This window comes from Rubellimicrobium mesophilum DSM 19309, assembly GCF_000600335.2.
Taxonomy (GTDB): domain Bacteria; phylum Pseudomonadota; class Alphaproteobacteria; order Rhodobacterales; family Rhodobacteraceae; genus Rubellimicrobium; species Rubellimicrobium mesophilum.
The window spans coordinates 1-12,500 of record NZ_KK088571.1; the positions used below are offsets into that span (position 1 = coordinate 1).

At 73.2% G+C, this 12,500-nt stretch carries 12 protein-coding genes; 11 read left to right on the top strand and 1 reads right to left on the bottom strand.

All coding sequences use genetic code 11. From position 1 onward, the window contains the following. From RUMESO_RS10715 to RUMESO_RS10765, 11 genes are all read left to right on the top strand, one after another. The coding region (locus RUMESO_RS10715; RefSeq protein ID WP_169791160.1) for a heparinase II/III family protein at positions 1-876 on the top strand (876 nt) is incomplete at its 5' end. Next, positions 873-2,432, top strand: a complete 1,560-nt coding sequence (gene purH, locus RUMESO_RS10720) for a bifunctional phosphoribosylaminoimidazolecarboxamide formyltransferase/IMP cyclohydrolase (RefSeq protein ID WP_037280166.1) — start codon at positions 873-875, stop codon at positions 2,430-2,432. The genes RUMESO_RS10715 and purH, both read left to right, overlap by 4 nt. 46 nt (positions 2,433-2,478) lie before the next feature. Then, on the top strand, positions 2,479-3,093 hold the full coding sequence (gene lspA, locus RUMESO_RS10725; protein ID WP_425414900.1) for a signal peptidase II: 615 nt from the start codon (positions 2,479-2,481) through the stop codon (positions 3,091-3,093). Between the two features lie 32 nt (positions 3,094-3,125). Then, positions 3,126-3,335, top strand: coding sequence for a hypothetical protein (locus RUMESO_RS10730; RefSeq protein WP_037280168.1), 210 nt, complete (start codon positions 3,126-3,128; stop codon positions 3,333-3,335). Positions 3,336-3,436: 101 nt separating this feature from the next. After that, entirely contained in the window at positions 3,437-4,981 is a 1,545-nt protein-coding gene (locus RUMESO_RS10735; protein WP_245639233.1) for a M16 family metallopeptidase, read from the top strand. Further along, positions 4,899-6,239, top strand: a complete 1,341-nt coding sequence (locus tag RUMESO_RS10740; RefSeq protein WP_245639244.1) for a M16 family metallopeptidase — start codon at positions 4,899-4,901, stop codon at positions 6,237-6,239. Before RUMESO_RS10735 ends, RUMESO_RS10740 begins: the two co-directional genes overlap by 83 nt. A 66-nt stretch (positions 6,240-6,305) precedes the next feature. Continuing rightward, positions 6,306-8,102, top strand: coding sequence for a DNA mismatch repair endonuclease MutL (mutL, locus tag RUMESO_RS10745; RefSeq protein ID WP_037280169.1), 1,797 nt, complete (start codon positions 6,306-6,308; stop codon positions 8,100-8,102). 60 nt (positions 8,103-8,162) lie between these two features. Beyond that, positions 8,163-8,777 carry a hypothetical protein gene (locus tag RUMESO_RS10750; RefSeq protein ID WP_051521231.1) on the top strand — a complete coding sequence of 205 codons (615 nt, stop codon included), beginning with the start codon at positions 8,163-8,165 and terminating at the stop codon, positions 8,775-8,777. Positions 8,778-8,841: 64 nt separating this feature from the next. Continuing rightward, on the top strand, positions 8,842-9,174 hold the full coding sequence (locus tag RUMESO_RS10755) for a DUF3775 domain-containing protein (protein WP_037280170.1): 333 nt from the start codon (positions 8,842-8,844) through the stop codon (positions 9,172-9,174). 110 nt (positions 9,175-9,284) lie between these two features. Then, positions 9,285-9,491, top strand: a complete 207-nt coding sequence (locus RUMESO_RS27140) for a hypothetical protein (RefSeq protein ID WP_051521232.1) — start codon at positions 9,285-9,287, stop codon at positions 9,489-9,491. Between the two features lies 1 nt (position 9,492). Then, positions 9,493-10,953, top strand: a complete 1,461-nt coding sequence (locus RUMESO_RS10765) for a peptidoglycan-binding domain-containing protein (protein ID WP_051521233.1) — start codon at positions 9,493-9,495, stop codon at positions 10,951-10,953. A gap of 67 nt (positions 10,954-11,020) precedes the next feature. Here the strand turns inward: RUMESO_RS10765 and RUMESO_RS10770 are convergent, their stop codons facing one another. Next, on the bottom strand, positions 11,021-12,154 hold the full coding sequence (locus RUMESO_RS10770) for a PPC domain-containing protein (protein ID WP_245639234.1): 1,134 nt from the start codon (positions 12,152-12,154) through the stop codon (positions 11,021-11,023). Between the last annotated feature and the right edge of the window lie 346 nt (positions 12,155-12,500).

A 12,500-nucleotide genomic window follows, 5' to 3' on the forward strand; every position in this document is an offset into this window, starting at 1 on the left:
GCGGGGCGGCCCTCGCTCCCGGTCGGCAAGGCGGGGGTGCCGCTCCACATGGGCTACCTGCGGCTCGCGGCGGGGCGGACGACGGTGGTGGTGGACGCGGGCCCGCCGCCCACGGGCCCCGACTCGGTCGCCGCGCACGCCTCGACGCTGGCCTTCGAGCTCACCTCCGGGCGGCGGCCGCTGGTGGTGAGCATGGGCTCGGGGCGCAGCTACGGCGAGCGCTGGCGCCGCGCCGCCCGCGCCACGGCGAGCCATTCCACCCTGGCCCTCGACACGGTGTCGAGCGCGCGGCTGGGGGTGCCCCTGCCGGGCGAGGAGGGCGCGCGCCTCGTGGAGGGGCCAGCCCGGGTCATCGCGGAGGCGGCGGCGGGCGCGGGGGGCCTCAGGGCCGAGCTCGCGCAGGACGGCTGGCGGACGAGCCACGGCCTGACCCATGCCCGCGTCCTCCACCTCTCGCCCGACGGGCGGGTGCTGGAGGGCGAGGACCTGCTGACCACGCTGACCGCCCCGGACGGGGAGGCCTTCGACCGCGCCATCGACGCCTCGAACCGGCTGGGGATTCCCTTCGCGGTGCGGTTCCACCTCCACCCGGACGTAGAGGCGGAGGTGGGGCCCCGGGGTGACGTAGCGATCCTCCTGAAGAGCGGCGAGGAATGGGTGTTCTCCCACGAGGGCGAGGGGACGGTGCTGGTCGAGGACTCGGCCTACCTCGAGGAGGGACGGCTCCGGCCGCGCCCGACGCTGCAGATCGTGCTGTCGGGGCGGGCGATCCGGCGGCATACGCAGCTTCGCTGGACTCTGGCCAAGGCCTACGGCACACCCGAGGGCCTGCGCGACCTGAACCCCCGGATGGACTGGGACGAGGAGGACGAATGACCGAAGACCTGAGACCCGTCCGCCGCGCCCTCCTGTCCGTGTCGGACAAGGCGGGGCTCCTGGAACTGGCGCGGGGGCTGGCCGAACGGGGCGTGGCGCTGGTGTCCACGGGCAACTCGGCCGGGATGCTGCGCGAGGCGGGGCTGGAGGTCACGGAGGTGGCCGAGGTCACGGGGAGCCCGGAGATGCTGGGCGGGCGCGTCAAGACGCTGCATCCGCGCATCCATGGGGGCATCCTGGGGAAGCGCGGCGACGCCGGGCACGTCGCGGAGATGGAGCAGCACGGGATCGCACCCATCGACCTCGTGGTGGTGAACCTTTACCCGTTCGAGGCCACCGTGGCGCGGGGCGCGTCCTTCGAGGACACGGTCGAGCAGATCGACGTGGGCGGGCCGGCGATGATCCGGGCGGCCGCCAAGAACCACGCCGACGTGGCCGTGCTGACGGACCCGGCGGACTATCCGGCGCTGCTGGCGGAGCTGGAGGCGCAGGGTGGGACGACCGGGGCGTTCCGGCGCGGGCTGGCGCGGAAGGCCTTTGCGCGGACGGCGGAGTACGACGCGGCGATCTCGGCCTGGATGGCCGGGGGCGAGAAGGCGCCGGCGTTCCGGGCGCTGACGGGTCGGCTCGTGCAGACGCTGCGCTATGGGGAGAATCCGCACCAGAAGGCCGCGTTCTACCGAGGGGGCGAGGCGCGGGCCGGGGTGGCGACGGCCCTGCAGGTGCAGGGCAAGGAGCTGTCCTACAACAACATCGCGGACACGGATGCGGCCTATGAGCTGGCCGGCGAGTTCGGGGGCGGAGAGCCCGCCTGCGTCATCGTCAAGCACGCGAATCCCTGCGGGGTGGCGGTGGGCGGGAGCCTCGTGGAGGCGCACGCCAAGGCTCTGGCCTGCGACCCGGTGAGCGCCTTCGGCGGCATCGTGGCGGTGAACCGACCGCTGGACGGGGCGGCGGCCGAGGCCATCGCCAAGGTCTTCACGGAGGTGGTGATCGCCCCCGACGCGGACGAGGATGCGAAGGCGGTGTTCGCGCGGAAGGGGAACCTGCGGCTGCTGCTCGCGGGCGGGCTGCCCGACGCGCGGGCGCCGGGGCTGATGTGGAAGCAGGTGGTGGGCGGGTTCCTGGCGCAGGACCGGGACAGCGGGGCGCTCGATCCCGCGCAGCTCCGGGTCGCGACGAAGCGCGCGCCCACGGAGGCGGAGATGCGCGACCTGCTCTTCGCCTGGAAGGTGGCGAAGCACGTCAAGTCGAACGCCATCGTCCTCGCGGAGGATGGGGCCACGGTCGGGATCGGCGCGGGGCAGATGAGCCGGGTCGATTCGGTCCGCATCGCCGCGCGCAAGATGGGCGAGATGGCCACGGCCCCGCGGGCGCCGGTGCTGGCCTCGGACGCGTTCTTCCCCTTCGCCGACGGGCTGGTCGCGGCGGCCGAGGCAGGCGTGCGCGCGGCGATCCAGCCGGGAGGGTCCATGCGCGACGCGGAGGTGATCGCCGCTGCGGACGAGAGGGGCCTCGCCATGGTATTCACCGACATGCGCCACTTCCGCCACTGACATGCCCCGCCTGAGAGAACCCCCGCCCACGCGACTCATGGTCTGGATGGCCTTCTGGGTCTTCCTGGTCGATCAGGCCACCAAGTGGCTGGTGGTCCATTGGCTCGACCTGCGGACGCGGATGGAGATCGACCTCCTGCCGCCCTGGGTCAACCTGCGCATGGCCTGGAACCGGGGAGTGAACTTCGGGCTCCTGTCGGGGATCGACATGCGCTGGGCGCTGGTGGCGCTGGCGGTCGGCATCTCGACCTTCGTGGTGATCTGGGTCCGCCGCGAGGGAGGCGGCAAGCTCGTCCACCTGTCGGCGGGGCTGCTGGTTGGCGGGGCCATCGGCAACGTCGTGGACCGGGTGCTCTACGGCGCGGTCGCGGACTTCCTCAACATGAGTTGCTGCGGGCTGGAGAACCCCTGGGCCTTCAACGTGGCGGACATCGCGGTCTTCCTGGGGGCCGTGGGGCTCGTGCTCTTCGCCGGACGGGGCAACGGCCGGGAGAGGTCGAGGGCCGCCCCGAAGGGAGAAGGCCCGACCGCGCCGAGGTCCGGGGGCAAGCCCACGACCAGGGCCGAGAGCCGGGCCGCCCCCCGCGCGGCGGGCAAGTCGACCCCGGCCGAGGGCAAGGGGCGTCCTCGCGGGACCCGGACACCGAAGATGATGGGGTGACGCCGGCCATGGGCTGGGTTATGAGGTCGGGCATGACGAATTCGCCTCATCTCCGGCGGGCGGCCTGGGCCGCGCTCGTGCTCTTGGCCGCGTGCGGCGGCGCGCGCGGCGACTGGCGAGCCGAGTTCGGGCGGACCACGCCCAACCCGATCGTGCTGACCCCCGCGCAGCCGCTGGCGATCCCCGAGACCAACGCGCTCCCGCCGCCGGGCGGCGTCAACCGGGCGACGCCGGGGCGCTGATCCCTCTCCCTCGCGGGCCATCAACTCGCCGTTGCCCCGGCTTGCGGGGGCGGCCGCTTCCGTGGAACGTGGCGCCCGACGCCGTTTCGGAGGAGCCGCCGATGCCACGCCTTCCCGCCCTCCTGCTTCTCCTCGCGGCCCCGCCCGCGCTGGCGCAGGAGGTGACCACCGCCACGCTGGACAACGGCATGGAGGTGGTGGTGATCGAGGACCATCGCGCGCCCGTGGCCGTGCACATGGTCTGGTACAGGACCGGGTCCGCCGACGAGCCGCCCGGCGTGTCGGGTGCCGCGCACTTCCTCGAGCACCTGATGTTCAAGGCGACCGACCACATGGCAGCCGGGGAGTTCAGCAGGGTCGTGGCCGAGAACGGCGGCACCGACAACGCCTTCACGAGTTACGACTACACCGCCTACTACCAGCGCGTCGCGGCCGACCGTCTGCCCTTGATGATGGAAATGGAGGCGGACCGGATGAACGGCCTCCGCTTGACCTCCGAGGACATCGAGACCGAGCGGCAGGTGATCCTCGAGGAGCGGAGCACGCGGGTGGACAGCGATCCCTCCTCGGTCGCGCGGGAGCAGGCGCGGGCGGCGCTGTTCCTCAACTCGCGCTACGGCACGCCGGTGATCGGCTGGCGGCACGAGATGGAAGGGCTGGGCGAGGACGCGGTGCGCGACTTCTACGACCTCTACTATTCGCCCAACAACGCGATCCTGGTGGTCGCGGGCGACGTGGAGCCGGACGATGTCATCGCCATGGCCAAGCAACATTACGGCGCGCTGCCGGCCGAGCCCGGGCTGCCAGAGCGGTTCCGCGCGCAGGAGCCGCCGCAGCTCGCCCCCCGGCGGGTGACCTACGAGGACCAGCGCGTGTCGCAGCCCTATGTCGCGCGCAGCTACATCGCGCCCTCGCGCGGGCAGGGCGAGGCCAGGGAGGCTGCCGCGCTGACCTATCTGGCCGAGATCCTGGGCGGCTCGTCCTTCACCTCGGTTCTGGCCGAGAAGCTGACCTTCGACGCCCATGTCGCGCTCTTCTCCGGGGCGGGCTACGACGGGACGGCGCTGGACGACGGGACCTTCGCGATCACGGTCGCGCCGCAGCCGGGCGTCTCCCTGGAGGAGGCCGAGGCGGCGATGGACAAGGCCGTCGCCGAATTCCTGCAGGAAGGGGTGGACCCCGGGCAGCTCGAGCGCATCCGCACGCAGCTCAAGGCCTCGGAGATCTACGCGCGGGACAACGTCGAGGGGCTCGCCAACCGCTACGGGGCGGGGCTCGCCTCCGGGCTGTCGGTGGAGGACATCAAGGGCTGGCCCGAGGTGCTCCAGCAGGTGACGGCGGACGACATCATGGCGGCGGCGCGCGACGTGCTCGACCCCGACTCCTCGGTCACGCTCTACGTCTCCCCGCCCCCGGCGAGGCGCCGCCATCCGACGAGGCCCAGGCCCTGCCCGCCGAGGCGGCCGTGCCACCCCCCGAATCCGGCGCCGAGGAGGTTGCCCAATGATCCGTGTCCTTCTCGCCGCCGTCGCGACCGTCTGGGCCGTCGCGGCCCAGGCCGCCGTGGACATCCAGCAGGTGACCTCGCCGGGCGGCATCAAGGCCTGGCTGGTGGAGGAGCACTCCATCCCCTTCACCGCGCTTGAGATCTGGTTCCGCGGCGGGTCCAACCTCGACCGCGAGGGCAAGCGGGGCGCCGTCAACCTGATGACGGCGACGCTGGAGGAAGGGTCGGGCGACTTGGATGCGCGGCAGTTCCAGGCCGCGCGGGAGGGGCTCGCCGCCTCCTTCGACTTCGAGGCCTACGACGACGCGGTGGCGGTCTCGGCCACCATGCTGACCGAGAACCGCGACGCGGCGGTGGACCTCCTGCGGCAGGCGCTGGTCGAGCCCCGCTTCGACCAGGACGCCATCGACCGGGTGCGCGGGCAGGTGCTGTCGATCATCGCCTCCGACGCGCAGGACCCGAGCACCATCGCCGGCGACACCTGGATGGCCGAGGCCTTTCCGGGGCATCCCTACGGGAGCTCGATCAACGGGACGGCGGAGTCGGTCCAGGGGCTGACCCGCGAGGACATCCTCCAGGCGCGGCAGGACACGCTGGTCAAGGGCCGCGTCTACGTGGCCGCGGTGGGGGACATCACGCCGGACGAGCTGGGGAAGCTGCTCGACACCCTGCTGGGCGACCTGCCGCAGGACGGGCCGGCGCTGCCCTCAGAGGTCGCGCCCAAGCTCGACGGCGGCACCACGGTGGTGGATTACCCGACCCCGCAGGCCAGTGCGCTCTTCGGGCAGCGGGGGCTGCGGCGGGACGATCCGGACTACTTCGCGGCCTATGTCCTGAACCACATCCTGGGCGGCGGCGGCTTCGAGTCGCGGCTGATGGACGAGGTGCGCGAGAAGCGGGGCCTGACCTACGGCATCGGCACGGTGCTGGTGGACAAGGACTACACCGACCTGTGGCTGGGCTCGGTGGCCTCGGACAACCGCACCATCGGGCAGGCCATCGACCTCGTGCGCGAGATCTGGGCGGACGTGGCGGCGAACGGGGTGACGGAGGAGGAGCTGCAGGCGGCCAAGACCTACATCACCGGGGAGTATCCGCTGCGCTTCGACGGCAACGCCGAGATCGCGGGCATTCTCGTGGGGATGCAGATGATCGGGCTGCCGCCCGAGTACGTGGTCAACCGCAACAGCTACATCGAGGCGGTGACCATGGACGACATCAAGCGGGTGGCGTCGGAGCTGATGGACCCCGACCACCTGCATGTCGTGGTGGTGGGGCAGCCCGAGGGGCTGGACGGCGGGGCCGCCCCGGCGGTCGCGACGGATGCCGCGGCGGCAACCCCTTCGGCGGGGGCCGCGGTCGCGGCGCCGGAGCCCGCCGAGGCCGCGACGCCCTGACCACGCGAGGCGTGACTTCGACGCGCGCCCTTGGACCAGCCGGGGCGCGCGCCTAGTCTGTGCGGCATGACCCAGGCTCCGTCCGTCGTCCCCACGATCCGGCCGCTCGACCCGCGCGCCATCGACCGCATCGCGGCGGGCGAGGTGGTCGAAAGGCCTGCCTCGGCCGTGAAGGAGCTCGTGGAGAACGCGCTCGACGCCGGGGCCACGCGCATCGACGTGGCGATCCGCGAGGGCGGGCGGGCGCTGATCCGCGTGGAGGACGACGGCTGCGGCATCCGCGCGGGGGAGCTGCCGCTGGCGCTGGCGCGGCATGCGACCAGCAAGACGGATGGGGCGGACCTCCTCGACATCCGCAGCTTCGGGTTCCGGGGGGAGGCGCTGGCCTCGCTCGCGGCCGTGGCGCGGCTCACGCTCACGAGCCGGGTGCTGGGCGAGGACGGAGCGGCGCTTGCGGCGGAAGGGGGGCGGCTGGGCGAGGTGCGGCCTGCCGCGATCACGCGCGGGACGGTGGTGGAGGTCAGGGACCTCTTCTTCGCCACGCCCGCGCGGCTCAAGTTCCTGCGGGGCGAGCGGGCGGAGGCCATGGCGGTGGCCGACGTGGTGCGAAGGCTCGCCATGGCGGAGCCCTTCGTGGCGTTCACGCTGCGGGACCTCACCGAGGGCGAGCGGCTGGTGCTGCGGCTCGATGCCGAGGTGCCGGACCTGCAGGACCCGCGCGAGGCGCTGCGGCGGCGGCTGCGGGCGGTGCTCGGGCGCGGGTTCTCGGAGGGGGCGGTGCCCCTGGACGCCGAGCGGGAGGGGCATCACCTGACCGGCTGGGCGGGGCTGCCGGCGGAAGCGCGGGGCAACGCCACCGCGCAGCACGTCTTCGTCAACGGGCGCCCCGTGCGGGACAAGCTGCTGCTGGGCGCGCTCCGGGCGGGCTACATGGACGTCCTCGCCTCCGGGCGGCATCCGATGGCGGCGCTGTTCCTCGACTGCGACCCGCGATTGGTGGACGTGAACGTGCACCCGGCCAAGGCCGAGGTGCGGTTCCGCGACCCGGATCTCGTGCGCGGGCTGGTCGTGGGGGGGCTGCGGCGGGCCCTGGCCCCGGCGCGGCCGGCGCCGATGCTGGCCGAGGAGCTGGTCGAGGTGGCTCGGCCGCAGTTGCCGCTCGTGTCCCGCCCCTCGCCCCGCGCGGTCGAGACCGCGTGGCAGATGCAGGCGCCGGGGCTCGCCGAGGCGATGCCGCCCGTCGCGCCCTGGGTCGCGCCGGAGGACGACGAGGGCGTGCATCCCCTGGGGGCGGCTCGGGCGCAGCTCCACGGGAACTGGATCATCGCCGAGACCTCGGAGGGCCTCGTGATCGTGGACCAGCATGCGGCACACGAGCGGCTCGTCTATGAGCGGCTGAAGCGCGAGGCGGCGCAGGGCCGCGTGCCCTCGCAGGCGCTGCTGATCCCGCTGGTGGTGGAGCTGCCGGAGGCGGACGCTCAGCGGGTCGGCCTGGCGGCGGAGGAGCTGGCGCGGCTCGGGCTGGTGCTGGAGCCCTTCGGACGGGGCGCGGTGGCGCTGCGCGAGGTGCCCGCCGCCCTTGGGGGCGCGGACGGGGCGGCGCTGGTGCGGGACGTGGCCGACGCCCTGGCCGAGGAGGGCGGGAGCGGGCCCGAGGCGGTGGCGCGGCGGCTCGACGCGGTGCTGAGCCGCGCGGCCTGCCATGGCTCGGTGCGATCGGGGCGGCGGCTCCGGCCCGAGGAGATGAACGCGCTGCTGCGCGAGATGGAGGCGACGCCCAACGCCGGGCAGTGCAACCACGGGCGGCCCACCTTCGTGGCGTTGCGCCTGAAGGACATCGAGAGGCTCTTCGGCCGGCGCTGATGGACAGGCGAGGGGCGGCGGGCTAGCGTTCACCCGACGGTGAACCGGGGAGAGCCAGAGATGATCGGACGCAGCGCGGGGACGATGGCGGGGCTGCTGCTGCTCGGGGCCTGCGCGCAGCTCGGGGGCGAGCCGATTCCCCCCATGGACACCTCTGTCGCGCCCGAATCGCTCGAGTTCGCCAATGTCCGGGCGGACTACGACCGCGCCGTCGAGCAGTCCTTCACCGAGATGCCCTTCGCCAACGGCGCTCTGTCGGTCACCGGGCCCGACGGCATGGCCGACCTCGCGACCTACCGGCTCGTGCCCTGCCGGGGCGGGCAGGCGATCTGCGCCGGCAGCGACGCGGGACCGGCCGGGCAGCTCCGGCGGACGCCGGACTGGTTCGTGGTGACGGGCCTCTACGGGCGGACCTTCTGGCTCTCCTATGGCGGGGACGGCTACGTGCAGCGCGGCGGGGAGTACTGGCCCATCGCCTGGAACGCGCGGCCGAACGGCACCGGGGACGGCGACGCCCCGTCGCTGGAGACGCCCTATCCGCACGGCTACCGCACCCTGGACGAGCGGGTCGCCGTGCCCGTGGGCTCGGCCGGGGGCGCGATGCTCCCGCTGGGCAATCCGCCGCAGGCCCAGGGGCCGGGGCGTCCGCTGACGATGGGCGCGGACAGCGGCTGAGGACGGAACCGGGGCCCGGGCCGGCCCGTTCGAGGGCCACAAGGGAACGAGCAGGGAGATCCTCATGGACATCGGGGCGGACCAGGTCGGCGAGGTGATCCTTCTCGCCCGCGAGATGGTCGAGCAGTTCACCGGCGCCGAGGAGCAGTTCGACGGCCTCCTTGAAGGGATGAACGAGGACGAGCTCGCGGACCTCGTGGCGCTGGTCTGGGTCGGGCGGGGCGATTTCGAGGCCGAGGAGTTCGAGGACGCCCGGCGCACCGCCATGGAACAGGCGACGATCCCGACCAACGAGTACCTCAAGGGCGTGGACCACCTGGCCGAGCATCTGGAGGCGGGGCTCGACGCGATGGGCATCTCGCCCAGCGACGCCGAGGACAGCGCTCTCGAGGGCTGACCCGCAGCCGCTGGCGACGCGCCGTTATTGCATAGCGCCGGGGCTGGGCCCCATCTCGCTCCCGTCCCCCGCGCCTCCTGCGCCGCGGGGCCACAGGAAAGGACGAACCCATGCGCCGCCGCTCGCTTCTCTTCGCCACCGTCGCCGCCCTCGCGCCCCTTCCGGCGCTGGCCGACGGCGTCGCGCTGGTGATGGGGACCGGGACCTACGAGAGCCTGCCCGACCTGGCGCGCGGGGCGGAGGTCGCGGAGGCGGTGGACGGCCTCGCGCCCCCTGGGCTTCGAGGTCACCGCCCTGGAAGACGCGCGCGCCGATGACGTGGCGCGCGCCCTGCGGCTGCCTTCTCGACGTGGGGCGCCCGAGGCCGACCGGCTCCTCGTGGTGCTGTCGGGCCGATTTGTCACCGATGGACAGCGGACTTGGTACCTGACGCGCGACGTCGCGGAACCCACGCTCTTCCGCATGGGCGTGCGCGCCGTGCCGGTGGAGAGCGTGCTGCAGGTCATGGCGACGCTGCCCTCGCGGTCGGTCCTGCTCCTGGGGGTGGACCCCGCGCAGGATCGGGACTTCGATCCCTGGCTGCACGAGGGCGTGGGCGAGATCGAGGTTCCGCAGGGCGTGACGCTCCTGCAGGGGACCCCGCGCGAGGCGGCCAACTTCCTCGCGGACGAGCTGTCGGCGCCCGGGGCGGACCTCGCGCGGCTGGTGGCCGAGAACGGGGCCATCGAGGGCGAGGGCTACCTTCCGCGCGGCTTCGTCTTCAACCCGGCCGCCCGCCCCGCCCCATCCCCCGCGCCGCAGGCGGAGCAGGCGCAGGAGAATGCGCTGTGGCAGGGGGCGGTCGCGCTCAACACGGTGCAGGCCTACCAGAACTACCTGAACGCTTATCCGCAAGGGCGCTACGCCGCCCAGGCGCGGCAGGGCATCGAGGCGATCCTGTCCGAGCCCAATCGTGAGGCGCGGCTCGCCGAGGAGACGCTGCGCCTCTCCACCGATCAGCGGCGCGAGATCCAGAGGAGCCTCGCGCTCCTCGACTTCGACCCGCGCGGGATCGACGGCATCTTCGGGCCGGGGACGCGGGCGGCGATCACCGACTGGCAGCAGCAGAACGGCTTCTCGCAGACCTCCTACCTGGACCGCGAGCAGATCGAGCGCCTGTCGGGCCAGGCCGCGCGACGCGCCCAGCAGCTCGAGGCCGAGGCGGAGCTCCAGAGGCAGGCGGCCGAGAGGGCCGACCGCGCCTACTGGGAGGAGACCGGCGCGCGGGGCGACGAGGCGGGCCTGCGGGCCTATGTGGCGCGCTACCCGGACGGGCTCTTCGCCGAGGACGCGAACGACCAGCTCCAGCGCATCGAGGAGGCCAAGCGGGCGCAGGCGCAGGCGCAGGACCGCGCTGCCTGGGATGCGGCGCGCCGGGCGGACACCGTCGCCTCCTACCAGCGCTACCTGGAGGCCTATCCGCAGGGCCGCTTCATCGAGGAAGCGCGGTCGCGCCGCGGCGAGCTCGTGCAGGCCGGGCGGGAGGCCGAGGCCAACGCCCAGGCCCGCGCCGGGGAGGAGGCGCTGGGCCTCAACGCCCTCACCGCCCGGGTGATCGAGCAGCGGCTCGACGCGCTGGGCCTCGAGCCGGGCGAGGTGGACGGGACCTTCGACGCCGACACCCGGCGCGCCCTGCGCAACTACCAGCGCGACCGGGGGATGACCGCCACCGGCTACCTGGACGAGCGCACGCTGGTGCGGCTCCTCGCCGACACGCTGGGGCGGCAGCTCCAGGAGTGACCGCCACCCCGGGGCAGAGCGGAAGCGGCCCCTCCGAGGGAGGGGGCCGCCCGTCGGCCTCCTGGGGTCACTGGGCCGGGACGTAGCGCTCGAGGAGGAGGCGGGTCAGCGCCTGGGTGCCCTCGCCGAGCTGACGCACGGCCACGAGGTAGGTGCCGGGGGTCACGCGGGCCGTCACCAGCGAGTCGAGCGAGCCGCCGCTGCTGTCCTTGTCGTCGTTGTAGGCAAGCTGCCGCCCGAAGTCGTCGAACAGCCTCAGCTCCGGATCGCCTTGGCCGTTCGTCACCGCCTCGATCAGCACGAGGCCGGGTTCGCTCACGTCGAAGGAGAACCAGGTGGCGGTGTCGGTGGTCTGCGCGTCCTGCCGCAGCCGGGTCGAGAGGGGCCCGAGCGCGGTGATCGGGTAGGAGCCGTCGAGCGGCGGGGCGGCCTCGCCGCGGTCGTACATGTCGATCTGGGCGGCCTGAGCGTCGTAGGCCGAGACGCTGACGGTGATCGGCTGGCTGGTGTCGCTGAGCGCGTTCATGGCGATGCAGTAGGTGCCCGGCTGGAGCGGGCTCGACATGTCGATGCGCGAGTCGAGCCCGTCCCAGTCGTCGTTCTCGGACAGGTAGGAGCCATAGGAGTCGTAGAGCGTGATGCTGGGGTCGGCGGCCTCGTTCTCGGCCGTGATGGAGATCGCGGTCGGCGCGTTCAGGGTGAAGCCCCAATAGGGGGTCTGGTCCACCGAGGCGGTGACGGTGACCGGCGCCGCACCGATCTGCATGTCGAGCGGCGCGTCCGAGATGTAGGCGGAGATCACCGACGAGTCGCAGGTTCCGCCCGGCGCGCTCGGCCCCACGGGCGTGTCCATGGGCATGTCGGCCGGCTGATCGGTGGGCTGGGTGGGCTGCGCCGGCTGGTCCATCCCCGTGGTCAGCGCCTCCTGGTCGGTGCGGCCGACGCGGACGAAGCCCGTCATGGGCGAGCCGTCGTAGGATTTCATCGACAGGCAGTAGCGGCCAGGCTGGAGCTGGGTCTCGGACCGCGCGGCGCCGTTGCCGCCCGAATCATCGTCCGAGGCCACCACGGCGCCCGATTCGTCCCGGAGCTCGATCTGGGGATCGCCCGCGCCGCGGCCCTGCGCCTCGATGCGGACCTGGGTCGGCGCCGATGTCGAGAACAGCGCCACGTATTCGTTGTTCTGGAGCACTAGCGCCATCTGCTCCATGTAGCTGGCGGCGGTGGCGACGTCCGAGGCCGCCTCGTTCCCGCCGATCCACTGGCCGTTCGCGCTCAGGCCCCGCAGAAGTCCTGCGCGAGGGCCGGCATGGCGACCCCCAGCGCGAGGGCGGCGGTGCCGCCGAGCGTCCAGGCAATGTTTTTCGTCATCCGATAAGCCCTCCCGTGGCGTTCCAATACGTCCGGGAACCTAAGGCCAGGGCGGGATTGACGCCAGCGTCACGTGGGTCGGGAAAACCGGACCCAGGCGGCGCCAAGCAAAAGGGCCACCCCTGCGTCCCAGGGATGGCCCTTCGTTCATGCCGGAGGGCCCGAGGACCGCTCCG

Bases quoted from the DNA above. Each gene is read 5' to 3' on its own strand.
- RUMESO_RS10730 (WP_037280168.1), top strand. From the start codon at position 3,126: ATGACGAATTCGCCTCATCTCCGGCGGGCGGCCTGGGCCGCGCTCGTG.
- RUMESO_RS10735 (WP_245639233.1), top strand. From the start codon at position 3,437: ATGCCACGCCTTCCCGCCCTCCTGCTTCTCCTCGCGGCCCCGCCCGCG.
- RUMESO_RS10770 (WP_245639234.1), bottom strand. From the start codon at position 12,154: ATGGCGCTAGTGCTCCAGAACAACGAATACGTGGCGCTGTTCTCGACA.
- mutL (WP_037280169.1), top strand. From the start codon at position 6,306: ATGACCCAGGCTCCGTCCGTCGTCCCCACGATCCGGCCGCTCGACCCG.
- purH (WP_037280166.1), top strand. From the start codon at position 873: ATGACCGAAGACCTGAGACCCGTCCGCCGCGCCCTCCTGTCCGTGTCG.
- lspA (WP_425414900.1), top strand. From the start codon at position 2,479: ATGGCCTTCTGGGTCTTCCTGGTCGATCAGGCCACCAAGTGGCTGGTG.
- RUMESO_RS27140 (WP_051521232.1), top strand. From the start codon at position 9,285: ATGCGCCGCCGCTCGCTTCTCTTCGCCACCGTCGCCGCCCTCGCGCCC.
- RUMESO_RS10755 (WP_037280170.1), top strand. From the start codon at position 8,842: ATGGACATCGGGGCGGACCAGGTCGGCGAGGTGATCCTTCTCGCCCGC.
- RUMESO_RS10750 (WP_051521231.1), top strand. From the start codon at position 8,163: ATGATCGGACGCAGCGCGGGGACGATGGCGGGGCTGCTGCTGCTCGGG.